Consider the following 25,096-nt stretch of genomic DNA (forward strand, 5'->3'; position numbering starts at 1 on the left):
CGCCGTTCTTACTGACCGAGAATGGCCTTGATCTTCAGGGCAACCTGATCGAGTGGGGCGTCAGCCTGAATCACTGTGCCGTCGGGATTGATCAAGTCGATCCGGGTACGCGTCAGTTTGGAGTATTTCTCGACCCACTGACCGTTCACCTTGACGTACTGGTCGTTGTAGTGGCCATAGCCATGGACCCCCAACGTGTTGTTGAAGATGAGCACATCTTCCAACGTCCATAGGCCTTCAGCCGTGGTCGCGGACGTCAGATGAATATGAGGGTCTGAACCTTGGTGGTGCGTCTTGGCGCCACCCAATGTGAGTTTGAGAAAAGCGATGAACGAGTCCCGATCGCTGAATATCGGGCCGGCGCTACAGGTGGTGTCCACAACGACATCGGGCGCGAGCAGGTTGCGCAGAGCGTCCCAGTTCTTTGCGTCGATGTTGGCGAAATAGCTGGTCTTGAGCTGTGTGATCGCGTCGATCTCCGGGCCGGAATCCGACTGTGGTGTCGTGTAGGTGCAAAGACTTGGCAGTGGTAACGGATCAGCATTGGCGATCGGCGCGGAAACCCCCGCTGCCACCATTGCTGCCGCCCCCAATGTCGCAACGGCACACGACATGCGGCTTTTTGCCGATCCCGATCGACGCCGACGGCTACCAGCTGGGAACATGATTCTCCTTGTTGTGGGTGGAACTGCCGGCGTGACGCGCGGCAGCAGACCGGCCTAATCGTTTGAAATGATGTTTTCCCCAACGACTTTCGCGCCGAGAGCGTCCGTATGACTCACGTCGTGGTCCTGTCGTCTGTCGAGGCTGGTCGCGGACACGTCATATGGCGGGTACCGCGCTGCGTGGTCGATCCAGTGGTCGACGCAGAACGTGCGCGCCAGTTCGGTGCTTGGCGCTGGTCACGGAAGAAGCGGGCCGCCGCCTCAATGGCAGCCTCGACTGGTTGTGGTGTCCAACCCAATTCACGTTCGGCTTTTCCGTGGTCCAGCGGCGACATCAGTTCCGCCATGCGCAATCCAACGACCGCGAACGGCAAGTCTCGATGTATCACCTTCGCCACCAGATCGTTGAACCGCGCGGCGATGTAGAGCAGAGCGAGGGGCAGTTTGATGCGCGGGATGGGCATTCCCACGGCCTGGGCTGCCAGCTGATGTACATCGCGGGTGTGCATGTACCGGTCCGAGATGATGTAGCGCTGGCCGGCGCGGCCATGGTCGGCGGCCAGCAGCATGGCACGTGCGGCGTCTTCGATACCGACGACTTCGGAGGAAAAGTCGAAGTAGAACGGAAACCTACCGGCGACCACCCGCGCGATCAGTGAGCCGTGCGGAGTTGGTTGCCAGTCACCGGGTCCGTACGTCGTCGAGATACACAATGCCACCGCGGGTAGCCCTTGAGTGCGTGCGTAATCCAGAACGAGGTTTTCCGCAGCGACCCGTGAAGCGATGTAAGGCCCGCCATCGGACCAATTGTGAAGGTCGTCCTCCGTCACGGCTCTGGTGGTGTTGATACCCAATGTTCCTGTGGTACTGGTGAATACAAACTTTCGCAATCCCGTGCCGGTCGCCACGTCGAGCACATGGCGTAACCCTTCGACGTTGGTGCGAAACAGCGGCGCCGGGTCGCGCAACCACATTCGGGCGTCCACCACGCAGTAGTAGACGACGTCGCAGCCGGCCATCGCCCCGCGCAGGGCGTCATCGTCGAAAATGTCGCCGTAGTGCCGTACGACGTCGAGGTCGTCGATACCTCGAGTGGAGCTGGTGGGTCGCAGCATGACGCGCACATCGGTGCCGCGATGAACCAACTGGCGGGTGACATGGGAGCCAAGAAAGCCGCTAGCGCCGATCACCAGCGCGGTCGTAGACGCCGCGGACGTGCTCATCGCGGTGCTCGCAAGTGTTCACTGGCGTTGTAAGCCAACGATTCTGGCCCCAACGTCGCTTCGACGGAGCGCCATGGGTCGGTGTAGGCCCCCCGGTGGCCCCACCGCCGTTGCGCGGCCGAAGTCTTCGTCCCGAGGCAGCCCAAGCCGGCCCAACATCCACACCACACGGTCACACATCCGACTGTTAGTTGAATATCCAATTCCCAGTACCTGCATATTCGACACACCCTAGGAGGGTCGGCGCCCCTGGGTCAAGGGGATTTGCGCCGCTCCTAAGAACTTTCACGCCATTGACTCGCCGAGCCCACGTCATTAGATTTGAATAGTCAATACTGAGATTCAAATAATTGACTATCGACGGACTCTGGCGACTCCGCCGGGCAAGACCGTCGAACATCGACGTTTTAAATGCGCCCTACCGAACAAGGAGAGCCAATGACGCGCGAAGGACCACCCACTGAACGCTGCCGCGCCTGGCCCGGGGGACAACGCGTATTGCAAGCCGTGCTCGCGCTGGGGGCTGCGGCTGCACTCAGTGCCGGAACGGCGAGTGCCCACGCCACGTCCATGGTTCAGGCAGCCGAAGCGGTATCGACCATGTCGACCGTCGCCAGCATTACCGACCCGGACGCAGAGACAGCGGCGGTGGAGCTACTCAAGGCGACGTACTTCAACGACGTGGATACCAAGAACTGGCAGGCCCTGAGTCAACTCTTCACACCCGACGCCGTAGTGGACACCACAGGTTCGTTCGGGCCCTACTTTCCCAACCGAGACTCGTTCATCGCTTTCACTTCGTTGACACTCAGCGCGATCAACACCCGCCACCAAGGTTACGATCCGCAGGTCAACCTCACGTCCGATACGACGGCCTCCGTCGTATGGACGATGCAGGACAGACTCTCCCTCGCCGGCCTCGTCACGATCCATGGTTACGGCAACTACACCGACAACTATGCACAGGTCAACGGCCAGTGGCTGATCACCTACTCCAAACTCACCCGTACAGGCTTCACCCTGGAATTTCCCGCCTTCCAAGACTTCGCGACCGGGCTCGCTAACGCGTACAACACCGGAGGGGTTGTCGGGGCACTTCGATATGTAGTTCCAGCCGTCGTCAACATCCCCATCAACGCCGTCAAGGCGCTTGTCGGCGCCATTGGAAGCAACTTTGGCGGGCCAGCCGCAAAAGCCGAGCCGATCACCGTGCCCCCGGGGTCCACGGGCGTAACAACCGAGCCTCCGGGCATCACTTCCACCGCCGCCACACCAGCGGCGCAGACTCGCGCCGTTGCCACAGCTGCCGCAACCAGCAAGTCGGGTTCCAGCGCAAAATCGTTGGCGACGGACGCAGCCGGTACTAGCGCAAAGCCCACACAGCCGACCAACCCCGGCCCTACACAGCATGCAGTCGCGGACAAGCTTCAGGCGGCCACTGGCGGCGCCAGTACTCAGTCACCAAAGACGCCGCACGTCAACGCCCCAACATCCGGCGCCACAGACAGAACGAATTCGACAACGTCCGCCAACACCTCAAAGCCAACAACGTCCGCTCACAGCAAAAGTTGATTCCTGAAACGCCGCCCGTTGCTCGCGCTACATCGCGCACCTAGGCAAGTCGAACCGCGTTCTCCGCCAACACATCCGAGACAGCGCTGGTCAAGCTCCGCCCGATCCGCTGAATCGCCCGGACCCCAAGGTCTTCGAACGGGTGCGCGCACAGGCTGGCCACGACCGGTCCGCCAGGCGGGCCCACAGGCGCCGCGATCGCTCCGACCAACGGGGCTGGCCCAGCCGAGCGTTTCACCGCAGTGGCGGTCGTGACCTCGGTGAGCATTGCACTGACGTGGCTGCGCATCGACTCAGACAACTGCTCGGCGTGGATTTCAGACATGACCGCGATGACCTTGGCCGCCGCATCCGACATTCGTTCCACGCTGTAGCCGCGTTCGCGGATCTCTGAAAGATAATTGCGCAAATGCCGTACCAACGCGGGAGTTCGCACTCCGCTGCGCTGGATCCACTGCTCACGCTGCGGCTCAGGATCCCAGGCCGCGTACGCCGGGCCGAACGGTGCGGCGAACGGCAACCGATCGCCCACAGCCACCGACCAGGTCGGGTTCTGCCCTGCGATGAAAGCGGAAATCACCAACGTCTCGTCGACGCGTTCGGACACCGACACCGAATACTGCAAGTCCTGCGACAGTCGTAGCGCCGCTCCACGCAGAGCCTCACTGAGGGGACGGAACCGCCGCGCCGCCTCACCCAGGCTGGCTATCGCGCTTCCTAACGCATAAGACTTATCCACCGGGTCGCGACTCACCCAGCCACAGGCAGCCAGCTCACTCAAAATGGCATACGCCGTAGCCTGGTTGAGCCCGAGCGCACGCACCACATCGCTGAGCCGGCTCACCGCGTCACCGCGCGCTGCGAGAAATTCGACCACCTCAACGACCCGACGTGTGGGAGGTGACTCCATCGCTATGCCGGCTCCTTACACCCACACCAATCGGCCATCTGCGTAACGGATAGCCGACATCAATAGTTGCATATTCATCAATCGACCGGATGCAGGACGCAACCAGTCACCGGCACGATGCACATCGGCCGCTTGCCTTTTGACTACGTGGTGCCGTCGCACCCCGCCTGACGGCTTACGACGGGCGCGTTTCGTCCAGCACCTGCTGGACCACCCGCATCGCACTGAGTGCGGCGGGCGCCCCGCAGTAGCCGGTGGCGTGGATGATCGCCTCGACGATCTCCTCGCGGGTAAGACATTTGTTGAGCCCGCCCCGGACATGGCCGGCGAGTTCTTCGTGGGCGCGCAACGCCGTCAGCATGCCGAGGTTGAGCAGGCTGCGGTCGCGACGGCTCAGACCCGGCCGGTTCCACACCGCATCCCAGACGTGCTCGGTGACGAAGCGCTGGATCGCTTCCGATTCGGTGCCACTGGTGCGGGCCAGTGCGCGGTCGACGAACTCGTCGCCCATCACCTGGCGGCGGGTGGTGATCCCGGCGTCGAACGCCGACTCTGGCTCGCTGCTCATCCTGCTGACCGTACGCGGAGCGCCGTTTGCCAGGAGCCCTGGGTGACCGAGGTGGGCGCCGAGAAGCGGTCGGGCACTGACTTTTCGACCGCCGGTCGCGGATTGAGGTTCGGACTTCAGCCGGCAATCCGCGCCAGCTTGGGGTTGGCAGACGTTCCGCCTTCTGACTCCCAGCGCTCTTGCGCAGTGGCCGCCTGAGCGCGCCTGCTCCGGTCTCGGGAACTGATCATCAGCAGCCCGTCGACCGTGGCAGCGCTTTCCGGCTGGGCTGCGGCCATCATCGTGGTGTGGGCGTCGTCGGGGTCCGTGCGTGGGGGGATAACCAGCAGTATCAGCCGGTCCCGGTCGTCGTCGAGACCGCGAACCTCGATGGTGTTGAGCGGCTGACGTCGGTACCCGTCCAGGCGTATTGCCCGACCACCGGTGGTGAGCTTGTGGGGTGCATTCGCCCAGGCGCCCAGGCGATACGACACGCGGTCGATGCGGCCCAGCCGCACCGACAGCACGGCCAACAGATCCGGCAGCTCGGCGGCAAGGTCATCGCTGTGCGGCCACCATGCCCCATCGACGTATCCGCCATGCGGCGCTTTGGATTTCAACCGAAGCCGCGGTGTGTGCGCGGGCACGGTGCCGTTCTCGTCGTTCTTGCGAGTGTGTGGCGTCATGACGACGCTCCCTTCGTTACTTCTCTGGTGTCGGCGCGATCCCACTGAGTCGTTGAGCTGCCCAGCGCAGACCGGTGCCTCGTTGTGGTGCATGCCGACGGGTGATCGCCGACATCAGCCGGCGTCGACACCGGCCGTGCTTGGAGTGACGAGGCACGATGCTTGTTGCGGTTGTTGCCCGCCAGCCACGCGAAACCCGCGATGAGCGCCATCGCCACGAAGACGACGAGAACCATGAAAACTGTTTTGCTGGTAGCCATTTCGGCTCCTAAGGTTGGCGGACGGGAGGGAAATGTGTACCCACATCACCGGCTATCTGCCGTGGGCCACGCCAGAGCCATGGCCGCAGCGCCGAGCACCGCGGGCGATCCAACAATGACGATCATGACGGCGCCTCAATCCGGTGCTATATGTCCAGTAGACGCGCCGATTCCACCAATGTCAACAGCGTAGACCTACGATATAGGCTTACACTGAAGCGATGCCAGAGAGACGCGCCCCGAGGGCGGTGCTTCAGCCATGACGCCGCCGCCAAGAGGTCCAGCACGTCCGGGTCGCGTGACCCAGGGCGCCGCCTCGATCACGGAGGACGGCGCCAGCCGGCCGATCACCCGCGCGGCGGTCCTGACCAGCGCCCTGGAAATCATCGACCGTGACGGCGTCGACGCACTGTCGATGCGCCGCCTCGGCGATGCCATGGGGCGTGACCCGATGGTGCTCTACCGGCACGTGTCGAACAAGGCAGCCGTGCTCGACGGTGTGGTCGAGATGATCTTCGAGCAGTTGGCACTGGACACGGCGGCGACGGACTGGGCTGCCGCGTTACGCAAACTCGGTCACGACTTCCGCGAACTGGCGCGCGCGCATCCCAACGTGGTGCCGCTGCTGGTCACCCGCCCCCTTGCCACACCGCTCGGGATGCGGCCACCGGGCATCCTGCGGCACCTCGAAGAGGTGCTCGCACTCCTGACCGAGGCAGGCTTCGGCGGAGACGACGCGCTTCATATGTACCGGACGCTGTTCGGGTTCCTCTACGGACATGTCCTGACCGAACTGCAGGAGATCGTCGAACGCCCCGAGGAAACCGATCATGTGTTGCGGCTCGGGCTGTACCGGCTGCCGATCGACCAATTCCCCCACGTGCGAGACCTCGCCCCGACGTGGGCCCGCTATGACGGACGGGCCGAGCTCGACCGGGGACTCGACATCTTGCTCAGCGGGCTCGGTTCCCGATTCGGCGTACCGCGGCCTGCGGCCGATTCGCCATAACCACCACGAACGGAGGTGACCCAGATGGCGATCACCGAGGTAGCCGAATACGCCCATCTCAGCGAGGCAGACCTGGACGCGCTGGGAGCCGCGCTGGATGACATCCGTCGCGACGTCGAGAATTCGCGTGGCGCACCCGACCGGGCATACATCCTGCGCACCATCGTGTTTCAGCGCTGCCTGGAACTCTCTGCCCGGCTGATCATCGCCGTCAGCCGCGGCAAGGTCGGGTCCACGCTCGGCACCACCGCACTGGCCACGGCCAAGGCCATCGAGAACATGGAACTCGGCCACAACATCTGCCACGGTCAATGGGATTGGATGAACGACCCGGAGATCCACTCCAGCACCTGGGAGTGGGACATGGCCGGCGTCTCCGCGCAGTGGCGCCATGCCCACAACTACCGCCACCACGTGTTCACCAACGTGATCGGTATGGACGACGATCTCGGGTACGGCATCATGCGGGTCACCCCAGACCAGCCATGGAGACCCAGCAATCTGCTGCAGCCGCTGCGAAACGTCGTGCTGGGTGTCCTGTTCGAATGGGGTATCGCCCTGCAGGGCTGGGAGTCCCAGCAGAAGGCCTCGGCCACTCGCGCCGAGAAATCCGCCCACACCCGGGCGCTCGTCCGCAAGATCGCCCGCCAGGCCGGCAAGGACTATCTGTTTTTCCCCGCGCTGAGCGTTCGCCGCTGGCGCCGCACGCTCACTGCGAACGCGGTCGCCAACCTGGTGCGCAACGTCTGGGCCTACATGGTGATCTGTTGCGGTCATTTCGCCGACGGCACACAGAAATTCACGCCCGCGGCCTTGGACGACGAGACCAAACCCGAATGGTATTTACGACAGATGTTGGGCACCGCGAATTTCCGCGCGGGGCCCGTGTTGGCGTTTCTCAGCGGAAACCTCTGCTACCAGATCGAGCATCACCTGTTCCCCGACCTTCCGAGCAACCGTTATGCCGAGATCGCCGTCCAGGTTCGGGCCGTGTGCACTCGATTCGGCCTGCCCTACACGACCGGACCGCTCGCTCTTCAGTATCTCCGTACCCTGCGGACCATCATCACACTCGCGTTGCCGGATCACGTTGCGCCCGAACGGGTCTGCGTGTGCGCTAGCTCGTAGGCGAGCCGAACGATCATGTCATCGACATCGTGGACGGTCATTGTCCGACCTCGCCTATCCCCGATATCCAGTACACGCCCGCTGCCGCGGCGCTGTCGACGCCGGAGCCGGACCAGCTACCGGACACCCAGGTTCCGGCGTAGCCGGTCCACACCGGGGCCGGCGAGATCAGCGAGCGCACAAGGCCGCGCGACCATCACCATCAGCAGGGCTTCCGCCGGCCCAGAGGCTTCCGGTCCGCGCCCGAACCGCGGCATTGATCCGTGGCGGGAAGAGCCCGCCGCGGAGGAACTCCCGAACCGTCTGCGCGCCGGTCAGTTCGTCGTACCCGATGATGTGGCCGACGACGTCGCGTACCCGCCAGCCGGTGCACAGCGAGGGCTGTTCCCACTGCTGCGTGGTGAGCCCACCCAGAAACTCGACGAGGTCCCGGCGTTCGAGACGAGCCAGATCCATTGCTGCCACCACTACCCCACTTCCCAGCGAAGCGCCCACCAGAACCGGCCCGAGTGTGCGGAGTTCGATTCCACCATACGTCGCAACCACGCGATCGATTGCTGCGAATTCACGCACGCAACACTGCGCGAATTCAGCAAATATTCACGCCATCGAAAGACGAGATATTAACCCGCACAACATGATTGACTTCCACAAATGTGTGCATCAGGCACCGAAAATTGTGGTTAGCTACCCCTGGCGACAAAGGGACTGCGCAGGTTCATTGCGCTTCCTACGGGGGTGGGGAAAACATCATTACATTTGCCGGCACCACAACGAACGAACGCGTTATCACCTGGGCCATTCATCGGATGGTTCCGGCCGCGCTCGTCGGACTCTGCCTCTGGCGCATCTTCGGTGGCCTTGATCCGACCGTCCGATTCTTCGATGACTTCTTCTATTACCTTAAGGCCGCCCAGAACTGGGTCGATGGCGCCGGATCCACGTTCTTCCCCGGTGAATCCACCAACGGCTATCACCCGTTGTGGTTCTTGTGGTTGTCGGCGCTCTATGCCGTCACCGGCCGCGATCCGGCATTCTTTGCCGGCGTCGACATCAGCGTAACGATTCTGCTGATCGGATTCTTCTTCCTGTTCGAGCGGTTCCTGCAGCAGGTCACCGGCCGCCGGTTGCCGGCCGCCGTGGGCGCTGCCGTCGCCACCATCGTGATCGCGCCATTTGCCGCATGGGGACTCGAGATGGCCCTGACGGTCTTCCTCGCCGCGGCGCTGCTCAGGCATCTCACGCGCACGCCCCTCGCCGAGCAGTCCACCCGAAATGCCGCCGTCGCGGGACTGCTGTGCGCCCTGATGGTGCTGGCCCGCATCGACGCAATCGTGTTGGCGCCGTTGCTGTTAGCGGCGATCGCACCCACCTGGGGCTGGCGTCGCACGCTGGCAGCAGTGGCGGGAGCGTTTCCGCTGGGGCTGTACGCCTGGTTCAACGAAGTCTTCTACGGCCACTTCTCCACCACGTCCATGGCCGCCAAGTCGCTCGGCAGCTATCTGCCGCCGAACCTGCACTTCGTGTCCGTCGACCTGCCATTCCCCGGCGCGAACGCGATGCAGCTGGCCGCCGTCGTGGCCGTGGTCGGCACGCTGGCCCGCCGACTCGAGAACCGTGACGCCCGGCGGATCGTGCTGGCACTGGCCGCGGCCCCGGTCGTGCAGCTGGTCCTGCAATCGGTCATGAGCGGCTGGATGATGTTCTGCTGGTACCTCTACTTCGAGAACATGGCGCTCGGTGTGGCCGCCGCGCTGGTGGCCGTCGAACTGACCCGGTCACCTGCGCGGACCAGGCGTGTCGGCGTGCCGGTCGGGGTGCTGACCCTGGCGGTACTGTGCGCGACGGTCACTTTCGAAGCACGGCCGCAGCCCGTTCAGGGCGGCATTTCCCAAGCCGCACACCAACTCAGGGACTTTGCGCAGCAGCATCCGGGCGTCTACGCCATGGGCGACGCCGCGGGGACTCCCGCCTGGCTCATGACCCAGCCGGTGGTGCACCTCGAAGGGCTGATGATGTCCCACGCGTTCCTGAAGCTCATCCGGGAGCAGCGGCCGTTATGGGCGGTTTTCAAGCGGTACGAAGTCAACTACTACGTCGCGGTCCGGCCCGAGTTCACCGATGACTCCGGGTGCCAGCATTACCGTGAACCCAATTCCCGGCAGTCGTCGTCCCGGGCCCCGGCCATGTCGATGACGATCTGCCAGCAGCCGATCCACGAGATCCGCGCCGGCTCCTATCACATGCGCATCTACCGCATCGACCCTGCGACCGGCTTGCCCGGCTGACCCTGCAGCGCCGACGGCAGACTCGGCACGAAATGCCTTGCGGCGAAAGCCCGGATGTCCTCGGCACTGTCCAGCGCCTCGACGCTCGGCAGCAGCAGTACCATCGCGGCGTAGCGCAGGATGGTGTCGGCCAGGTCGTTGACCGCCTGCTCGCCGATCCGGTCGGCGAACCCGTCGGGGAAGATGACGCGCAGCGCTGCCGCCATCCGGCCGACCGCGGCGCCATAATGCCGTTGCATGAGCTCGATGACGAGAGCGGGTTCGTCGGTCATCATCCGGTTCAGCACCCGGTGCCGCCGGAAGCGCAGGATCGACAGCGTGAATGCCTCGACATACAGATTTGATTGCGGCCCAGCAGCTTTCAGTTCGCTCGCGATGTCGTCGAACAGCTCGACGTTCTCCCGCTCGACGACAGCGGCCGCCAGTTCGTCGCGATTCACGAACCGCCGGTAGATCGTGGTGCGGCTGACGCCGGCCCGGCGGGCGACGTCGTCGAGCGCAACGCGGCGGAAGCCGTGCTGTTCGAACTCGACGAGTGCGGCATCGAGGATCGCGGTCGTCGCATCACCGAGCACGTGCATAGCCCTTCTGCGCAAATGTGTTGTACCGCAGCGACATCGGCAGCCGATCCCACATCCAGTTCACGGGCTTGGAACGCCAAGCAGCCGCGAACAGCTGGTAGGCGCGCTCCTGCCGGTCGGTCCAGGGCAGCTCCAGTAGATCGCGCGCCCGCGGCGGGAGGCCACCGGTCGTCAGGAAGGCCGCGACCGGGTTGAACACGATCGAAATCGCGCGCCACACCGCCGGGTTGACGCCCTTCGGCGCCGGAAAACCTTTGGTTACATAGCCGACGCCGTAGCGGGCCGTCTTGTGCGGCACCGCAACCTCGTTCATCATCCGGTCCCAGTACTCCTCGAATTCGGCGTAGGTGGCCGGCATCGGCCGGTCGCTCACACCGTAGCGGCGGTACCAGGTCTTGGACTCGAGGTAGATCTGTTCCTTTTCGGCGTCGCTCAGCCGTTTGACGAAGGTGTCCGCGAAGTACAGCACCTGCTCGACGAACGTCGCGTGCGCCCAGTAATAGGTCTCGGGATCGAGCGCGTGGTACCGGCTGCCGTCCGGCATGTCGCCTTTGATCTCGCGGTGGAAGTCGCGGACCTGAGTACCAGTGTTGGCGTCATCGGTGCCGTAGACGGTGCGGAAGATCGGCGGCAGCGACCGCTTGATCCGCGCCGACGTGTCGGCGAAGAACACCGAATGGTCCAGCACGCCCTGGCCGAGCTGGGCCAGCATGTTCTGCAGCACCGCCGGCCTAGGCCCGATCAGATACATGCGGTTGTCGCCGAAGTACTTCCACACCAGCGACTCCGGCCCCAATGGCAAGGAGTCGACGAGCTCCGCCTGTTCCGCGATTTCGGTCATACGGAACAGTGTTACAAATTTTGCACTCTGTAACAACTCCCATTCAGCGCGAGCGTGCGTGTCTGCGGACGACACACCGTGAGTTCCGAACACAAACGTCCCGCTCGGGCCAGCCGAGCGGGACGTTCGCGGACGCCAATTGCGGCGCGTCGTGTGCAGACACGCACGGTCGCGGAACCTATTTGAGCGGCAGCCCCGTGATCGCGCGGGCCATCACGAGCCGCTGAATCTCGCTGGTGCCCTCGAAGATCGTGAAAATCTTGGCGTCACGGTGCCACCGCTCCACCGGGTAGTCGCGGGTGTAGCCGTTGCCGCCCAGAATCTGGATGGCCTCGTCGGTCACATAGACCGCCGTCTCGCTGGCCACCAGCTTCGCCATGGAGCCTTCGGCGTTCTCGAACGGCTTGTTGTTGCGCGCCATCCAGCCGGCCCGCCACACCAGCAGCCGCGCCGCGTCGACCCGGGACTTCATGTCGGCCAGCTTGAATGCGACGGCCTGGAAGTCTCCGATCTTGCGGCCGAACTGCTCGCGCTCCTGGGCGTAGCCCAGCGCGTACTCGTACGCCGCGCGGGATACGCCCAGTGCCATGGCCCCGACGGTCGGCCGGGTCCGCTCGAACGTCTTCATCGCCACCTGGCCCGCGGAGCTCTTGCCCTCGCGGGTACGGGCCACCCGCTCCTCGAACTTCTCCCGGCCGCCGACGATCAGCCGGCCCGGCAGCCGGACCTCGTCGAGCACGACCTCGGCGGTGTGCGAGGCCCGGATGCCGTGCTTCTTGAACTTCTGGCCCTGACTGAAACCCTTGGTGCCCGGCGGAATGATGAAGCTGGCCTGGCCGCGCGAGCCGAGTTCCGGGTACACCGAGGCGACGACGATGTGCACGTTGGCGATGCCGCCGTTGGTGGCCCAGGTCTTGGTCCCATTGAGGACCCACTCGTCAGTGGCCTCGTCATAGCGGGCGCGCGTGATGATCGCCGAAACATCCGATCCCGCACCGGGTTCCGACGAACAGAAGGCCGCCAGCTTGGGCTCGTCGATGTCGCCGAACATCTGCGGCAGCCACTCGCCCATCTGCTCCATGGTGCCGTTGGCCGCCAGCGAGGCCGCCGCCAGACCGGTGCCCATGATGGACAACGAGATTCCGGCGTCACCCCAGAACAGCTCCTCGACGGCGACGGGCATGCCGAGCCCGGTCGGCTCCGCGCTCTGGGTGGCAAAGAATTCCATGGAGTACAGGCCGACCTTGGCCGCCTCCTGGATGATCGGCCATGGCGTCTCCTCGCGCTCGTCCCACTCTTCGGCAGCCGGGCGGATCACCCCGGCAGCGAACTCGTGGACCCAGTCGCGGACCTGGCAGACGTCAGCAGACAGTTCTAACGAAAAAGACATGGGCGACACACTACTTGGCGCGCCGCCACCTCGCCGTACCCACTACGGCGAGCACCCCGGCCAGGGTCGCCAGCAACAACGACAGTGTGACGAACGACGGGTCATAGAGCACCGACGTCTTCACCGGCTCGCCGGGGATCACCGGCGCCACGTCGGCGATGGACGTCGCAGCCAGCCAACTCACGACCGAGCCGACGGCCGCCAGCACCGCCAGCACCAGGGCGCCGGCCGCCACGATCCTGCTGCTGCTCATTCGTCGTCGTCCTCGCCGAGTTCGCGCACACCCAGCGACTCCAACTGGGCACGCAACCCGCGATGGCGGCGGGCCCAGGCCTGGCCGCTGCGCTCACCGGTCAGTTCGAGGCCGATCCCCGTGCGCCCGCGCGGGACGCCCGTCAGCTCCCCGAACGCCCGGTAAGACTGCCAGCGGGGTGCGTCGGCGCCGCGGGCCTCGGGGAACATTCCGATGATGTCCGCGACGCGGACGGACTCGGTGCCCTGGCGCAGGTACTCGGGAGTGAGCTCGACCGACGTGTGCAGGCGTGCGGCCTTGACCTGCAGCGCCAGGAAGCCGGTGACCAGCACCAGGAACACAATCGGGACCAGCGGGTCCAGCCGGTGGGCCGACCACAACTGCATTGCGGCGATGGAGCCACCGGAGAACGGACCCAGCAACAGCCACCACCAGCTGGCCCCGACTTCGTGGAAGAGAACCTGTTCGGCGTCGGTGTCCGCCGGCGCATCCGTCACGTACCGGCCTTCCCGCCGAACCAGGACTGCGCATCCGGCCGGGTTATCGACACCGTCCCGGCAATCAGCGGCAGCAGTGCGACCAGTGACAGCAGCTGCGCGATGCCCACCAGCGCGAGGACGCCGACGAAGACCACTGTCGCCATGGACAGCGCCGCAGCGGCCCGCCGAAACCTGTTGTCACCCCGGCGGGCACGCCCGGCAGAAAAGGCCATGGCTGCGCCGGCGACGGCGGTGATGACGCCGACGCCCAAGACGAGGTTGCGGTAGGCGGCCGGCACCTCAGCGGTGGCGGTCAGCGTGCCGCCAACCATCAGCAGCACCGCGGCCACCGCCCAACACCAGAAAGCAACAGTCACAGCCCGAGGCCGGGCGGGTACAGGAGGTGTGGTCTCAGTCATGTCCGGGCCAGCCTAGCGGGGGTTTGCCGGCACGGCCGCGATCGGCTCCGGGTTGGTCACGTCGACCTGACATCGACGCGCACCCGCTCTCGACCTTCTGCGGCCTCATTTCACGGTCAACCAGCGTGGGTGCGAATCCGACGTTCACCCTGCATCCGCGCACACCCGTTCTCGACCTTTTACGCCCACGATTCAGGATCAACGCGGAGACGGAATCGGATCGCGCGGGGGATGTGGTCAGCGGACGAAGTAGCCGTTCGAGTCGGGGCGGTGCAGGAGATAAACACCGCCGCCGATGAGCACCACACCGCCGATGCCGCACACCGCGTAGCCGAGCGCGGCGGCCGCGCCGTGGTAGTCGGCGAAGAGATTGGTGGTCAGGTAGAGGATCGTCGCCGCCGCCCCGCCGGTCAGGATGCTGCGCGCCCACCGGTAGCCCTGCCGCAACAGCACCAGGAACGTGGCCACCAGGACCACGATGATGAACAGCATCAGGCCCGACACCGCGTAGGCGTAGCCCGATACCGCACGCTCGGGCGTCGTCAGCAGGTTGATCACGTAGCCGATCACCGACAGCGGCAGCGCCGCCGTCCACAGCCAGAAGCCGGTGACGACGTCCTGCGGCATTTCGTGCGGCTCGGGGTCGGGCCCATCCGGCCCCGGACCCTGATACGGCGGGTACTGCGGATTCTGGGGATGCTGCGGGTGCTGTGGGTTCACCGCAGCCAGCCCGCGACGTCCGTCGCCCAGTACGTGAGCACGATGTCGGCGCCGGCGCGCCGAATGCTGATGAGCGACTCCAGGACCGAGGCCCGCAGATCGATCCAGCCGTTGGCCGCAGCCGCGCTGATCATCGCGTACTCCCCCGAAATCTGGTATGCCGCAACGGGTACCGGCGAAATGTCGGCAGCGGCTCGCACCACGTCCAGGTAGCTCATCGCCGGCTTGACCATCACCATGTCGGCGCCTTCGGCCAGATCCAGCTCGATCTCCCGCACCGCTTCCCGCGCATTGCCCGGATCCTGTTGGTAGGTACGACGATCGCCCTGCAAGCTGGAACCGACGGCCTCGCGGAACGGGCCGTAGAACGCCGACGCGAACTTGGCGGCGTAGGCCAGGATCGCGACGTCGGTGTGCCCGGCCAGGTCCAGCCCGTCGCGGATCGCCGCAACCTGACCGTCCATCATGCCGCTCGGCCCGACGACCTGCGCTCCCGAATCAGCTTGGGCCAACGCAAGTTTGATGTACTGCTCGTTGGTGGCGTCATTATCAACTCTGCCGAACCGGTCCAATACGCCACAGTGCCCGTGATCGGTGAACTCGTCCAGGCAGGTGTCGGCCATCAGCACGGTCGCGTCACCGAGGTCCGAATTCAGGTCGCGCAGCGCCACATTGAGGATGCCCTCGGGGTTGACGCCCTCGGAGCCGGTGGCGTCCTTGTCACCGTCGCACGGGACGCCGAACAGCATCAGCCCGCCGACACCGGCCTCGACCGCTTCGGCCGCGGCGCGGCGCAGCGAATCCCGGGTGTGCTGGACGACCCCGGGCATCGACCCGATGGGACGCGGCTCGGTGAGCCCGTCCGCGACGAACATCGGCAACACCAGATGCCGTGGCTCCAGCGAGGTTTCGGACACCAGACGCCGCAACGCCGGGGTGGTACGCAGTCGCCGGGGCCGGTGCCTTGGAAAGGACATGGTGCCGAGTCTAGCGACGCCGGCTCTTCTTACGCGGGGGTGGCAGGGCACCCTCGGCGCGCAGGCGAGCGGCGTGCTCGGCCAGCGCCTCGACCAGCGGACCCACGGCGGCGGTCTCCGGCTGCACGTCCACACGCAGGCCGAATTCGGCTGCGGTTTCAGCGGTTTTCGGGCCGATGCAGGCGACGATGGTCCGGGCGTGCGGCTTGCCGGCGATGCCGACCAAGTTGCGCACCGTGGAGCTCGAGGTGAAGCAGACGGCGTCGAAACCACCGGTCTTGATCATCTCGCGGGTATGCGCCGGCGGCGGTGCCGCACGGACGGTCCGGTAGGCCGTGACGTCCTCGATCTCCCAGCCACGCTCGCGCAGGCCCTCGGCCAGCGTCTCGGTGGCGATGTCGGCGCGCGGCAGCAGCACCCGGTTCACCGGGTCGAAAATTTCGTCGTAGTCCGGGAATTCGTCGAGCAGGCCCAACGACGACTGCTCACCGGCCGGCACCAGCTCGGGATTGATGCCGAACGCACGCACCTTGTCGGCGGTGGCCTGACCGACGCACGCGATCTTCACACCGGAGAACGCGCGGGCATCCAGACCGAATTCGTTGAACTTCTCCCACACCGCGCGCACGGCGTTGGTGGAGGTGAACACGACCCACTGGAAACGACCGTCGACCAGGCCCTTGACCGCACGCTCCATCTGGGCGGGGCTGCGCGGCGGCTCGACGGCGATGGTCGGCACCTCGATGGGCAGGGCGCCGTGGCCCACCAGCCGATCGCTCATCTCGCCGGCCTGGTCCTTGGTGCGCGGCACCAGCACGGTCCAGCCGTACAGCGCGCGGCTCTCCCACCAGTTCAGCTTGGCCCGGTGCGCCACCGTCTTGCCGATGGTGACGACCAGCGGACCCGCCAGCGGGCCGACGGGCTCGGGGCCGACCGGCTTCTCCAGCACGGCCTTGTCCAGCAGCCCGGCCAGCGTGGTCTCGATGGACCGCTGCTGGCACGTGGTGCCGTGGGCGGTCACGACGCACGGGGTGCTGTCGGTGAGGCCGTATTCGATCAGGGTGCGCGCGGCATCCGGCAGGTGCGACACCGTCGCGTGCAGGATCAGCGGCCCCGGAGCGGCGGCCAGCGCGGCCCAGTCCACGTCACCGCGGACGTCGGCCACGGTGTGCGCCGAGCCGACGGGCAGGCCCGCGTAGGTGGGCACCGCCGTCGACGACGGCAGGCCCGGCACAATCTCGAAGTGCGCCGCGGTCTTGGCCAAGGTGTTCACCTCGGTGATGACGGCGTCGACCGACAGCGGGTCGCCCGCCACCAGACGCACCACGTCGACGCCGGTCTTGGCCTCGGCGATGAGCAGCTTGGCCACCTCGGTCGGGTCACCCAGGGCGGGGCGGACGTCGACACCATGCGGGAACGTCATGGCCGGGGCCGCCGGCGCGGCCGGAGCGGCAGCGTCGTCGGTTTTGGCATCGGCGGCCGGCTCGGCGTCGGCCGGGTGCGGCCCGGAGGTCGGCGGCAGATCGGTACCGATCAGCGCCAGCACCGCCTCGGGCACATCAGGATCGGTGAAAACCAATGCCGCATGCGCCAAAACGTTCCGCGCACGCGTCGTCAACAGGCCCGGGTCACCGGGGCCGGAACCGACAAAGGTGATGCGGCCGGGCTTGTGCTTACGCACTCGGGTCGTCATCTCTCACTCCCGCTCTACAGTCCGCTGATCCAACACGTCGCGCGCCCCCAGGTCGAACAACTCCGCGGCCACCGAGAGCCCCAGCTCCCGTGCCCGTTCGGGTGTCCCGATCCCGGACGCCCGGATCACGTCGGATCCGTCCAGCGCCGCCACGCAACCGCGCAGCGACAGCTCTTCGAAGACTCGGCCGTCCTCGTCGATGGACTCGACCACTTCAGCGATCGCACCCACCGGCGCGGAACAACCCGCCTCCAGTTCGGCCAACAGGACTCGTTCTGCAGTGATCGCGGCGCGCGTGTCGGGATGGTCCAGCTTTCCCAGCAGCATCGCCAGCTCGGTGTCACCCACTCGGCACTCGACCGCGAGGGCGCCCTGCGCCGGCGCTGGCAACATCTGCACCGGCTCGAGGCTCTCGGTGACGACATCGAGCCGTCCGATACGGGCCAGACCCGCTCGGGCGACGACAACAGCGTCGAGATCACCACTACTTACCCTGTTCAACCTGGTATCTAGGTTGCCTCGTAGGGGGCGGATTTCCAAACCGAGACCCAGTGCTCTAAGCTGTGCCGCCCGTCGCGGGCTCGACGTGCCGATCACCGAGCCGGCTGGCAACTCCCCCAGGACCATTCCGTCGCGCGCCACCAAGGCGTCACGCGCATCTTCGCGCGGCGGCACCGCGGCGATGACGAAGCGCTCGTCGGGTGCCGTCGGCAAATCCTTGTACGAGTGCACCGCGACGTCGATGCGGCCGTCGGCCATGGCGTGCCGCAGCTCGGCGGTGAACACGCCGATGCCGATGTCTGCGACCGGCGCCTGGGAGCGGTCGCCTTCGGTGCTGATGATGACCAGCTCCGCGGGTTGGCCGAGAGCTATCAGGGCGTCACGGACGGTGCCGGCCTGCGTGGTAGCCAACAGGCTGCCCCTGGTGCCGATCCGGACAACATTTTCGAGGGTAGTTACCAAGTGAGATTACTCAGCCTTGTCGTGGTGGGAATGCGGCTCGCCTACCGCCAAATCTGGTGCCGCCAAGGGCAGTTCGCCGGCGGAAACCGCATCGATGGCCTGCGGGTCGAGCTCGAACAGCTCACGCAGCGCCTCGGCGTAGCTATCACCGCCGGGCGCGCTGGCCAACTGCTTGACCCGCACCGTCGGAGCGTGCAGCAACTTGTCCACGACCCGACGGACCGTCTTGGCGACCTCGTCGCGGTGGACGGCGTCGAGTTCCGGAACACGGTTGTCGAGGCGCAACAACTCCGCTTCGACGACGTCCGCGGCACGCTGACGCAGGGCTGTGACGGTCGGGGTGACCTCGGCCATCCGCTGGCCGGCCAGGTAACTGGCGACCTCCGCGGCGACCATCGAGCGGGCCGCTTCGGCATCCGAGGCCGCGGCCCGGGCCGACGGTTCCCGCTGGATGCGCTCCATGTCGATCACGTGCACGCCGGGCAGGCCAGCAATCGCGCCGTCGACGTCCCGCGGCATGCCCAGGTCGCAGATGACCAACTGGCGATGCTCGGGGCGGTTCATCAGTCCGCGGTGCGCATCGGCCAACGACACCACCGGGCGCACGGCGCCGGTACACGCGACGACGACGTCGGCGTTGCCCAGCGCGACAGCGATGTCGTCGAGGGTGTGCGCAGCGGCGTCGATGCCCTGGGCCTTCAGATTCTCGACCATGCGCTCGGCCCTCGGCAGCGAGCGGTTTACCACCTCGACGCGGGCGATCCCGGCGCGCGTCAGATGCGCGGCGGCCAGGGCACCCATGGAACCGGCGCCGATCACGGCGGCCGTCAGCCCGGTCAGCGACGTCAGCTTGGACTTGGCCATATCCAGCGCCACCGACACCACCGAGGCGCCCGCGGCGTCGATCCCGGTCTCGGCGTGGACGCGCTTGCCGACCGACAGCGCCCGCTGCGACAGCTCGTGCAGGGTGCGGCCGACCGTCTGGTGCGCTTCCGCGGAGGTGTAGGCCCGGCGCACCTGGCCCAGCACCTGCGCCTCGCCGATGACCGCCGAGTCCAGGCCGCTGGCGACGGCGAACAGATGCTCGACAGCCGCCTCGGCGTACCGCACGTAGGCGTGCTTGGTGAGGTCGTGCAGCGACATACCCGAGCGCTCGGAGAGCACCGAGCCGATCACCGAGAGCCCGCCGTGGAACGCATCCACGACCGCGTACACCTCGACCCGATTACAGGTGGAGAGCACCATCGCCTCGGTGACCAGAGAGGACTGCAGCAGCAGCTCGATGATCTTGGCCTGCTCAGCCTCGTCGGTGCTCAGTTGTTCCAGCACGGAAACCGGTGCACTGCGGTGCGAAACCCCGAACAGCAGTACGCTCACGGCCTCTTCACCTCGTCGCACCTCCGTCGCGCAGGCAGGTTGCCCGGGCCTCGTCTGGCCGCAGGAACGCATTCAAAGCTAGCCGCTCACCAGCCCGCCGACCAAATTTGCTATACGCCTGCCGAATCCCGGGGCACCGCCTCACCGGCGGCCTGATCGGCCGGGTCAGCCAGTCAAGTCGGCTCGCAGCTGCTCCTCGTCGACCTCCCAGTAACTGTGCTCAACATCATCAAGGAGCACCACAGGCAGCCGATCACCGAACTCGGCGCGCAGCGCGGTGTCCCCGGCAGCGGCCAGGACATCGACATCCGTGCTCGTCAGGACGAATCCGAGCTCGTCGGACAACGCCACGAGCTGAGCCGACGCGCGTTCGCACATGCTGCATCCGGCGCGGGTGAGCAACGTCACGCGGTGGCTGTTCCCTGATCGATCCACGCGCATCAGTATGGCGTGACCTGGCCGCACGATGATCACGCGGCGAGGTATGAGTCGCCCGAGTCGCCCTGAGGAGTGTGCCCAACGGGCACTAGTGTTGAACTGTGTCCGAATCCAGCCCCGTGACTGCCGACGAGCCCGTGCCCGCCGGCCCTGCCGACGGCCCCGATCAGGCGGCCGTCGACCAGGAGTCCGGGACCGAAGAACCCGCCGCCCCGGCGCTCCCGCCGCCGCCCGACCTCACCGCGGCCGCGTTCTTCGACGTCGACAACACGCTGGTGCACGGATCGTCGCTGGTGCACTTCGCCCGCGGCCTGGCCGCCCGCGACTACTTCAAATACGCCGACCTGGCCCGGTTCGCGTACGCGCAGGCCAAGTTCCAGGTGACCGGCAAGGAGAACAGCGACGACGTCGCCGCCGGCCGGCGCAAGGCCCTGTCGTTCATCGAAGGCCGCCAAACCGCGGAACTGGAAGCCCTCGGCGACGAGATCTACGACGAGATCATCGCCGACAAGATCTGGCAGGGCACGCGCGCACTGGCACAGATGCACCTCGACGCCGGCCAGCAGGTCTGGCTCGTCACCGCGACGCCCATGGAGCTGGCCCAGACCATCGCCCGCAAGCTGGGACTGACCGGGGCTCTGGGCACCGTCGCCGAATCGGAAGACGGCGTGTTCACCGGCCGGCTGGTCGGCGACATCCTGCACGGCGTCGGCAAGGCCCACGCGGTGCGGCAGCTGGCCATTCGCGAGGGCCTCAACCTGCGCCGGTGTACCGCGTACTCGGACAGCTTCAACGACGTGCCGATGCTGTCGCTGGTCGGCACGGCCGTCGCGATCAACCCCGACGCCGCGCTGCGCGACGTCGCCCGCGAGCGTGGCTGGGAGATCCGCGATTTCCGGACCGCCCGCAAGGCCGCCCGCATCGGCGTGCCATCCGCGCTGGCCCTGGGTGCCGTCGGCGGGGCGCTCGCCGCCATGGCGTCACGCAAGGGAAACTAGGCGCGTCGCCTGCGCACCCCGCCCGCGGTGTGCAGGTCAGCGACTCGAACGCTGATAGGCTCACCCGCCATGGGCATTGCGGACGACATCATCGGCACCCACTACCGGTACCCGGACTACTTCGAGGTCGGCCGCGAGAAGGTCAAGGAGTTCGCGCAGGCCGTCCAGGACGACCACCCCGCCCATTTCACTGAAGAAGCGGCCGCCGAGTGCGGTTCGGACACGCTCATCGCGTCGCTGACGTTCATCGCGGTCGCCGGGCGCCGGGTCCAGCTCGAGCTGTTCAACCAGTTCGACGTGCCGATCAACCTGGAGCGCGTGCTGCACCGCGACCAGAAGCTGATCTTCCACCGCCCGATCAAGGTCGGCGACCGGCTGTGGTTCGACTCGTATCTCGATTCGGTGATCGAGTCGCACGGCACGGTGATCAGCGAGATCCGCGCCGAAGTCACCGACGACGACGGTCAGCCGGTGATGACCAGCATCGTCACGATGCTCGGCGAGGCACAGCACGAAGGCGAAGCGAGCGAGGTCAGCGCGCAGATCGCCGCGGCCCGCGACGCCGCCATCGCGAAAATGGTTGCGGCACAAAAGGGTTAGCACTTCAGCGCGAGCGTGCGTGTCTGCACTTCGACACGCGCGATGCGCGTGCAAAAACGTCCCGCTCAGCAGCAGCGAGCGGGACGTTTTTGCACGAAGTCCGCGGTGTTTCGCGCCCAGACACGCACGCTCGCGGGTCGTTGACTACAGGAACGTACCGCGGCGATTGGCCAGCAGCTGGTACAGCGTCTGCTGAATGGTCGCGCGCACCTGGTCCGTCAGCTCGAAGGTGATCATCGGGTCGTCGGCGGCGGACTCGTCGTAGTCGGCCGTCGAGATGGGCTCACCGAACTGGATGTACCACTTCGACGGCAACGGCAGCAGCCCGATGGGCCCGGCAAGCGGGAACAACGGCGTCAGCGGGAAATACGGCAACCCGAGCAGCCGGGCGAGCAGCTTCACGTCGCCGATCTTCGGGTAGATCTCCTCGGAGCCGACGATCGAGCACGGCACGATGGGTGCCCCGGTGCGCAGCGCCGCCGAGACGAAGCCACCGCGGCCGAACCGCTGCAGCTTGTACCGGTCCTTGAACGGCTTGCCCAGCCCCTTGTACCCCTCGGGGAACACGGCGGTCAGCTCACCGGCCTCGAGCAGTCGGTGCGCGTCGGCGGTGCAGGCCATGGTGTGTCCGGCCTTGCGTGCGGCCTGGCCGACCACCGGCAGGTCGAAGACGAGGTCGGCGGCCAGCAACCGCAAGTCGCGATGCTTGGGGTGCTTGTCGTGCACGGCGACCGATGTCATCAGCCCGTCGAACGGCAATACGCCGGCATGGTTTGCCACAACCAACGCGGCGCCGTCATCCGGGAGGTTCTCGATACCAGAAACCTCGACGCGGAACCAGGAGTTGAAAAGCGTTCGCAGCAAAGGAAGAAACACCGCATTATTGAGGTGCTGGTCGAATCCGAATTCGTCGACGACATAATCACCGGTCATCCGCTTGCGGATGAAATCCGAAGCGGCACCGATACGTTGGGCCAACTCGTTGGGCCCGTCACCGGCCGAGGGGCCGGCTGCGGCAAACCGGTGCTGGTCGATCTCACGAACCACCGCAGCAATCTGCTCAGCCGATGCGCGGGTGCCGGGGTCGGTCAACAACGAAGGATGTCGCAGCGTTGCATCCCGTCTCGACGCACGACGTTGTGCAGAAGCACGTGTCGAATTCGAGTGTAGCGGAATGACTTTGGCTTTAGATTCGCCCGCCACGTCAATATCTCCCACCATCAAAGACTTGCGAAATCAGCGTCCCCACCGCTGCGCTGCGGCCACTGCACGACGCTCTACTGAGCCTACCCACCCCGGGTCGATAATGGGGGTCAGCGCACGGCCCGAAACGTAATCGTCAAAAGCCTCCATGGTCGTCCACTTTGGGGTATAGCCGAGTTGCCTCGTCATCCGTGTGGTGTCCATGACCCGGCCGTAGCGCATGTAATCGGACTGTTCGCGGTCCAGTTCGACGCCCGCCGTCGCGCGCCGCCACGCATCCAGTGCCCACATCGTGGGTCCGGCCAGCGGCAGCCCGATCCGGCCCGAGCGGCGAATGGCCTGGCTCATCAGGATGATCCCTGGCGCCCCGATGTTGAAGGTGCCGGCCCGGCCCAGCAAGGTGGCGCGTTCGAGCGCCCCGAGGGCGTCCTGCTCATGCAGGAGCTGCAACCGCGCGTCGTGCCCGAAGGCGGTCGGCACCAAGGGACCCGCCAGGTACCGCGACAACGCGGTGTCCATGGCCGGACCGATCATGTTGGCGAGCCGCAGGATGGTGACCGCGATGTCGGGCCGCCGGCGCGCGAGACCGCGGGCGTAGCCCTCGATGTCGATGCTGTCCCGGGCGAAGCCCTCCCCCGGTGGCCGACGAGCGCTGCTGTCCTCGGTGAACATCACCGGATCACGCGGGCTGGCCCCGTAGATCTCCGATGTCGACTTCAGGATCACCCGACGGACCGACGGCGCCTTCTGACAGGCCGCGAACAACTGCATCGCGCCCATCACGTTGAGCTCTTTGAGCGCCGCGCGACCGGACTGCGGCACGTAGGACGCCGCCGCCGCGTGGACGACCGTGTCGACGTTGCCGTTCCGGATGACCTTGGCGATGAAGGGGTTGCGGATGTCCGCGCGGACGAACTCCGCGCGGCCCATGCGCCGCAACATGTCCTTGCTCGGCGTGATCGCGTCAACCGCGATCACATGCTCGATGAGCTGATTCTGCGCAAGCCTGGCTGTCAGATACCCGCCCAGGAACCGGCACGCCCCGGTGACCAGCACCACCTTGGGGTGGTGCAGGGTCTCGGGGAGGTCCGGGCCGGAATCGCTTCCGCCCGGCGCACTGGGCCGGCTTCCAGGGCGTCCGTCGGCATCCATTTGGTCAGCCTAATGGGCGTCGCAGATGAGCGCTGAGAACTACTTACCGAGTTTTCTGCGCTGAACCCGGGTACGACGAAGCAGCTTGCGGTGCTTCTTCTTCGACATGCGCTTACGCCGCTTCTTGATGACTGAACCCATAGACTTTGAAGTCTCCGCTACTAGACGTCGATCCGTGAAGATCGGTGTGAAACCAACCCCGCCACTTTACCCGGCCGGGTTTCCCGCCACGAAAACGCCTGCTGGATACGCCCGCTCATCCGCGATTTCGGCGTGGCCTGTATCGCTCACCGATACAAATCACGCCGAAGTCGCGGATTCGGTGCTGCGCACGCAAGGTACGCAGCACTCACCCGGGCGCGCGGAGACTAACCCGCGTCGTGGTACGAGGACTCGAGTAGGTCGTGCACCGCCTTGGCGTGCACCCGAAATGATCGGCCGACACGCACCGCGGGCAACTCCCCGTTGTGCACCAGCCGGTATACCGTCATCTTGCTCACCCGCATAAGGCTCGCAACCTCGGCAACAGTCAGGAACTGCGTTCGTGGCTGATCGCCACCGTCACGCGCCGATGGCCCGTTCATAGACGTCATCGCAACCCAATCAATCAGGCACGGCCAGCTCCAGCGGCTTCCCCTCCGCTGGCACCAACGCGTGCTTACGAGAAGGAGAATAGCGTGGCCAATGTGGTTATTGCGACGGGTGTGGGGTAATCAATCTGAAA

General features: G+C 65.9%; 30 protein-coding genes. 6 read left to right on the forward strand and 24 right to left on the reverse strand.

Translation table 11 applies throughout. The annotated features are described in order from the left end of the window. Nucleotides 1-8 precede the first annotated feature (8 nt). Complete coding sequence (locus G6N59_RS11830) at nucleotides 9-578, reverse strand: nuclear transport factor 2 family protein (protein ID WP_170212451.1); 570 nt, start codon at nucleotides 576-578, stop codon at nucleotides 9-11. Between the two features lie 200 nt (nucleotides 579-778). Beyond that, nucleotides 779-1,888, reverse strand: a complete 1,110-nt coding sequence (locus G6N59_RS11835; RefSeq protein WP_138232445.1) for an NAD-dependent epimerase/dehydratase family protein — start codon at nucleotides 1,886-1,888, stop codon at nucleotides 779-781. A 438-nt stretch (nucleotides 1,889-2,326) separates the two neighbouring features. On the opposite strand from G6N59_RS11835, the gene G6N59_RS11840 reads away from it, so the two are divergent. Continuing rightward, nucleotides 2,327-3,460 (forward strand): nuclear transport factor 2 family protein, encoded by a 1,134-nt coding sequence (locus G6N59_RS11840; protein WP_163911252.1) that lies wholly within the window; start codon nucleotides 2,327-2,329, stop codon nucleotides 3,458-3,460. Between the two features lie 40 nt (nucleotides 3,461-3,500). Here G6N59_RS11840 and G6N59_RS11845 read toward each other — a convergent pair whose 3' ends face one another. From G6N59_RS11845 to G6N59_RS11860, 4 genes are all read right to left on the reverse strand, one after another. Further along, nucleotides 3,501-4,370, reverse strand: coding sequence for a helix-turn-helix domain-containing protein (locus tag G6N59_RS11845; protein WP_138232447.1), 870 nt, complete (start codon nucleotides 4,368-4,370; stop codon nucleotides 3,501-3,503). A 175-nt stretch (nucleotides 4,371-4,545) separates the two neighbouring features. Continuing rightward, the gene (locus G6N59_RS11850; RefSeq protein WP_138232448.1) at nucleotides 4,546-4,938 is read right to left on the reverse strand and encodes a carboxymuconolactone decarboxylase family protein; all 393 of its coding nucleotides are present in this window, start codon (nucleotides 4,936-4,938) and stop codon (nucleotides 4,546-4,548) included. A 116-nt stretch (nucleotides 4,939-5,054) separates the two neighbouring features. Further along, on the reverse strand, nucleotides 5,055-5,603 hold the full coding sequence (locus G6N59_RS11855) for a DUF5994 family protein (protein ID WP_163911255.1): 549 nt from the start codon (nucleotides 5,601-5,603) through the stop codon (nucleotides 5,055-5,057). After that, nucleotides 5,600-5,863, reverse strand: coding sequence for a hypothetical protein (locus G6N59_RS11860; RefSeq protein ID WP_138232449.1), 264 nt, complete (start codon nucleotides 5,861-5,863; stop codon nucleotides 5,600-5,602). The genes G6N59_RS11855 and G6N59_RS11860 overlap by 4 nt, the downstream gene beginning before the upstream one ends. A gap of 259 nt (nucleotides 5,864-6,122) precedes the next feature. Between G6N59_RS11860 and G6N59_RS11865 the strand changes: the two genes are divergently transcribed. Both G6N59_RS11865 and G6N59_RS11870 read left to right on the forward strand, forming a co-directional pair. Continuing rightward, entirely contained in the window at nucleotides 6,123-6,872 is a 750-nt protein-coding gene (locus tag G6N59_RS11865; protein WP_138232450.1) for a TetR/AcrR family transcriptional regulator, read from the forward strand. A 24-nt stretch (nucleotides 6,873-6,896) separates the two neighbouring features. Continuing rightward, nucleotides 6,897-8,000, forward strand: coding sequence for a fatty acid desaturase family protein (locus tag G6N59_RS11870; protein WP_138232451.1), 1,104 nt, complete (start codon nucleotides 6,897-6,899; stop codon nucleotides 7,998-8,000). Nucleotides 8,001-8,037: 37 nt separating this feature from the next. On the opposite strand, the gene G6N59_RS11875 is transcribed toward G6N59_RS11870, so the two are convergent. Together G6N59_RS11875 and G6N59_RS11880 are read right to left on the reverse strand one after the other, a co-directional pair. Continuing rightward, nucleotides 8,038-8,181 (reverse strand): hypothetical protein, encoded by a 144-nt coding sequence (locus tag G6N59_RS11875; protein ID WP_163910715.1) that lies wholly within the window; start codon nucleotides 8,179-8,181, stop codon nucleotides 8,038-8,040. Beyond that, nucleotides 8,169-8,456: a maleylpyruvate isomerase N-terminal domain-containing protein gene (locus G6N59_RS11880; protein ID WP_407665849.1), complete on the reverse strand. Its 288-nt coding sequence runs from the start codon at nucleotides 8,454-8,456 to the stop codon at nucleotides 8,169-8,171. Before G6N59_RS11880 ends, G6N59_RS11875 begins: the two co-directional genes overlap by 13 nt. Before the next feature lie 353 nt (nucleotides 8,457-8,809). Here G6N59_RS11880 and G6N59_RS11885 point away from each other — a divergent pair, with 353 nt between their 5' ends. Next, the gene (locus tag G6N59_RS11885; RefSeq protein WP_138232452.1) at nucleotides 8,810-10,288 is read left to right on the forward strand and encodes a hypothetical protein; all 1,479 of its coding nucleotides are present in this window, start codon (nucleotides 8,810-8,812) and stop codon (nucleotides 10,286-10,288) included. Here the strand turns inward: G6N59_RS11885 and G6N59_RS11890 are convergent. The 12 genes from G6N59_RS11890 to G6N59_RS11945 form a co-directional block, all read right to left on the reverse strand. Continuing rightward, a complete protein-coding gene (locus G6N59_RS11890) occupies nucleotides 10,252-10,869 on the reverse strand; it encodes a TetR/AcrR family transcriptional regulator (protein ID WP_138232453.1) in 618 nt (205 codons plus the stop codon). The genes G6N59_RS11885 and G6N59_RS11890 overlap by 37 nt on opposite strands. Further along, nucleotides 10,853-11,710, reverse strand: a complete 858-nt coding sequence (locus tag G6N59_RS11895) for an oxygenase MpaB family protein (protein WP_138232454.1) — start codon at nucleotides 11,708-11,710, stop codon at nucleotides 10,853-10,855. The genes G6N59_RS11890 and G6N59_RS11895 overlap by 17 nt, the downstream gene beginning before the upstream one ends. A 178-nt stretch (nucleotides 11,711-11,888) precedes the next feature. Then, a complete protein-coding gene (locus G6N59_RS11900) occupies nucleotides 11,889-13,100 on the reverse strand; it encodes an acyl-CoA dehydrogenase family protein (protein ID WP_138232455.1) in 1,212 nt (403 codons plus the stop codon). Between the two features lie 10 nt (nucleotides 13,101-13,110). Continuing rightward, on the reverse strand, nucleotides 13,111-13,353 hold the full coding sequence (locus G6N59_RS11905; RefSeq protein WP_138232456.1) for a hypothetical protein: 243 nt from the start codon (nucleotides 13,351-13,353) through the stop codon (nucleotides 13,111-13,113). After that, nucleotides 13,350-13,850 (reverse strand): transport-regulating membrane protein Mce1N, encoded by a 501-nt coding sequence (locus G6N59_RS11910; RefSeq protein WP_138232457.1) that lies wholly within the window; start codon nucleotides 13,848-13,850, stop codon nucleotides 13,350-13,352. Before G6N59_RS11910 ends, G6N59_RS11905 begins: the two co-directional genes overlap by 4 nt. Next, the gene (locus tag G6N59_RS11915; protein WP_306789632.1) at nucleotides 13,847-14,209 is read right to left on the reverse strand and encodes a hypothetical protein; all 363 of its coding nucleotides are present in this window, start codon (nucleotides 14,207-14,209) and stop codon (nucleotides 13,847-13,849) included. Before G6N59_RS11915 ends, G6N59_RS11910 begins: the two co-directional genes overlap by 4 nt. Nucleotides 14,210-14,488: 279 nt before the next feature. Further along, nucleotides 14,489-14,971, reverse strand: coding sequence for a hypothetical protein (locus G6N59_RS11920; RefSeq protein WP_306789633.1), 483 nt, complete (start codon nucleotides 14,969-14,971; stop codon nucleotides 14,489-14,491). Then, complete coding sequence (gene hemB / locus G6N59_RS11925) at nucleotides 14,968-15,948, reverse strand: porphobilinogen synthase (RefSeq protein ID WP_138232459.1); 981 nt, start codon at nucleotides 15,946-15,948, stop codon at nucleotides 14,968-14,970. The genes G6N59_RS11920 and hemB overlap by 4 nt, the downstream gene beginning before the upstream one ends. Nucleotides 15,949-15,958: 10 nt before the next feature. After that, entirely contained in the window at nucleotides 15,959-17,641 is a 1,683-nt protein-coding gene (locus G6N59_RS11930) for a bifunctional uroporphyrinogen-III C-methyltransferase/uroporphyrinogen-III synthase (RefSeq protein WP_138232460.1), read from the reverse strand. A 3-nt stretch (nucleotides 17,642-17,644) separates the two neighbouring features. Then, entirely contained in the window at nucleotides 17,645-18,604 is a 960-nt protein-coding gene (gene hemC, locus G6N59_RS11935) for a hydroxymethylbilane synthase (protein ID WP_138232461.1), read from the reverse strand. Between the two features lie 6 nt (nucleotides 18,605-18,610). Beyond that, nucleotides 18,611-19,981 (reverse strand): glutamyl-tRNA reductase, encoded by a 1,371-nt coding sequence (locus G6N59_RS11940; protein WP_138232462.1) that lies wholly within the window; start codon nucleotides 19,979-19,981, stop codon nucleotides 18,611-18,613. Nucleotides 19,982-20,146: 165 nt separating this feature from the next. Beyond that, entirely contained in the window at nucleotides 20,147-20,416 is a 270-nt protein-coding gene (locus tag G6N59_RS11945) for a glutaredoxin family protein (RefSeq protein ID WP_268815828.1), read from the reverse strand. 104 nt (nucleotides 20,417-20,520) lie between these two features. Between G6N59_RS11945 and G6N59_RS11950 the strand changes: the two genes are divergently transcribed. Together G6N59_RS11950 and G6N59_RS11955 are read left to right on the forward strand one after the other, a co-directional pair. Continuing rightward, nucleotides 20,521-21,417, forward strand: coding sequence for an HAD family hydrolase (locus tag G6N59_RS11950; protein ID WP_138232464.1), 897 nt, complete (start codon nucleotides 20,521-20,523; stop codon nucleotides 21,415-21,417). A gap of 69 nt (nucleotides 21,418-21,486) precedes the next feature. Next, complete coding sequence (locus G6N59_RS11955; protein ID WP_138232465.1) at nucleotides 21,487-22,017, forward strand: FAS1-like dehydratase domain-containing protein; 531 nt, start codon at nucleotides 21,487-21,489, stop codon at nucleotides 22,015-22,017. A 144-nt stretch (nucleotides 22,018-22,161) separates the two neighbouring features. On the opposite strand, the gene G6N59_RS11960 is transcribed toward G6N59_RS11955, so the two are convergent. The 4 genes from G6N59_RS11960 to G6N59_RS11975 all read right to left on the reverse strand — a co-directional run bounded on the left by G6N59_RS11960 (nucleotide 22,162) and on the right by G6N59_RS11975 (nucleotide 24,965). Further along, nucleotides 22,162-23,220 carry a lysophospholipid acyltransferase family protein gene (locus G6N59_RS11960; protein WP_138232466.1) on the reverse strand — a complete coding sequence of 353 codons (1,059 nt, stop codon included), beginning with the start codon at nucleotides 23,218-23,220 and terminating at the stop codon, nucleotides 22,162-22,164. Nucleotides 23,221-23,253: 33 nt separating this feature from the next. Then, nucleotides 23,254-24,372: an SDR family oxidoreductase gene (locus G6N59_RS11965; protein WP_163911258.1), complete on the reverse strand. Its 1,119-nt coding sequence runs from the start codon at nucleotides 24,370-24,372 to the stop codon at nucleotides 23,254-23,256. Between the two features lie 39 nt (nucleotides 24,373-24,411). Beyond that, the gene (locus tag G6N59_RS11970) at nucleotides 24,412-24,513 is read right to left on the reverse strand and encodes a 30S ribosomal protein bS22 (protein WP_003402602.1); all 102 of its coding nucleotides are present in this window, start codon (nucleotides 24,511-24,513) and stop codon (nucleotides 24,412-24,414) included. 227 nt (nucleotides 24,514-24,740) lie between these two features. After that, on the reverse strand, nucleotides 24,741-24,965 hold the full coding sequence (locus G6N59_RS11975) for a cell division/environmental response transcriptional regulator (RefSeq protein ID WP_029105159.1): 225 nt from the start codon (nucleotides 24,963-24,965) through the stop codon (nucleotides 24,741-24,743). Between the last annotated feature and the right edge of the window lie 131 nt (nucleotides 24,966-25,096).

This window comes from Mycolicibacterium aubagnense (assembly GCF_010730955.1).
GTDB lineage: Bacteria > Actinomycetota > Actinomycetes > Mycobacteriales > Mycobacteriaceae > Mycobacterium > Mycobacterium aubagnense.

What these genes read in the sequence shown, in the direction of transcription:
- G6N59_RS11830 (WP_170212451.1), bottom strand. Translation starts at nt 578, where the DNA reads ATGGTGGCAGCGGGGGTTTCCGCGCCGATCGCCAATGCTGATCCGTTA.
- G6N59_RS11835 (WP_138232445.1), bottom strand. Translation starts at nt 1,888, where the DNA reads ATGAGCACGTCCGCGGCGTCTACGACCGCGCTGGTGATCGGCGCTAGC.
- G6N59_RS11840 (WP_163911252.1), top strand. Translation starts at nt 2,327, where the DNA reads ATGACGCGCGAAGGACCACCCACTGAACGCTGCCGCGCCTGGCCCGGG.
- G6N59_RS11845 (WP_138232447.1), bottom strand. Translation starts at nt 4,370, where the DNA reads ATGGAGTCACCTCCCACACGTCGGGTCGTTGAGGTGGTCGAATTTCTC.
- G6N59_RS11850 (WP_138232448.1), bottom strand. Translation starts at nt 4,938, where the DNA reads ATGAGCAGCGAGCCAGAGTCGGCGTTCGACGCCGGGATCACCACCCGC.
- G6N59_RS11855 (WP_163911255.1), bottom strand. Translation starts at nt 5,603, where the DNA reads ATGACGCCACACACTCGCAAGAACGACGAGAACGGCACCGTGCCCGCG.
- G6N59_RS11860 (WP_138232449.1), bottom strand. Translation starts at nt 5,863, where the DNA reads ATGGCTACCAGCAAAACAGTTTTCATGGTTCTCGTCGTCTTCGTGGCG.
- G6N59_RS11865 (WP_138232450.1), top strand. Translation starts at nt 6,123, where the DNA reads ATGACGCCGCCGCCAAGAGGTCCAGCACGTCCGGGTCGCGTGACCCAG.
- G6N59_RS11870 (WP_138232451.1), top strand. Translation starts at nt 6,897, where the DNA reads ATGGCGATCACCGAGGTAGCCGAATACGCCCATCTCAGCGAGGCAGAC.
- G6N59_RS11880 (WP_407665849.1), bottom strand. Translation starts at nt 8,456, where the DNA reads ATGGATCTGGCTCGTCTCGAACGCCGGGACCTCGTCGAGTTTCTGGGT.
- G6N59_RS11885 (WP_138232452.1), top strand. Translation starts at nt 8,810, where the DNA reads ATGGTTCCGGCCGCGCTCGTCGGACTCTGCCTCTGGCGCATCTTCGGT.
- G6N59_RS11890 (WP_138232453.1), bottom strand. Translation starts at nt 10,869, where the DNA reads ATGCACGTGCTCGGTGATGCGACGACCGCGATCCTCGATGCCGCACTC.
- G6N59_RS11895 (WP_138232454.1), bottom strand. Translation starts at nt 11,710, where the DNA reads ATGACCGAAATCGCGGAACAGGCGGAGCTCGTCGACTCCTTGCCATTG.
- G6N59_RS11900 (WP_138232455.1), bottom strand. Translation starts at nt 13,100, where the DNA reads ATGTCTTTTTCGTTAGAACTGTCTGCTGACGTCTGCCAGGTCCGCGAC.
- G6N59_RS11905 (WP_138232456.1), bottom strand. Translation starts at nt 13,353, where the DNA reads ATGAGCAGCAGCAGGATCGTGGCGGCCGGCGCCCTGGTGCTGGCGGTG.
- hemB (WP_138232459.1), bottom strand. Translation starts at nt 15,948, where the DNA reads ATGTCCTTTCCAAGGCACCGGCCCCGGCGACTGCGTACCACCCCGGCG.
- G6N59_RS11930 (WP_138232460.1), bottom strand. Translation starts at nt 17,641, where the DNA reads ATGACGACCCGAGTGCGTAAGCACAAGCCCGGCCGCATCACCTTTGTC.
- G6N59_RS11955 (WP_138232465.1), top strand. Translation starts at nt 21,487, where the DNA reads ATGGGCATTGCGGACGACATCATCGGCACCCACTACCGGTACCCGGAC.
- G6N59_RS11965 (WP_163911258.1), bottom strand. Translation starts at nt 24,372, where the DNA reads ATGGATGCCGACGGACGCCCTGGAAGCCGGCCCAGTGCGCCGGGCGGA.
- G6N59_RS11970 (WP_003402602.1), bottom strand. Translation starts at nt 24,513, where the DNA reads ATGGGTTCAGTCATCAAGAAGCGGCGTAAGCGCATGTCGAAGAAGAAG.
- G6N59_RS11975 (WP_029105159.1), bottom strand. Translation starts at nt 24,965, where the DNA reads ATGACGTCTATGAACGGGCCATCGGCGCGTGACGGTGGCGATCAGCCA.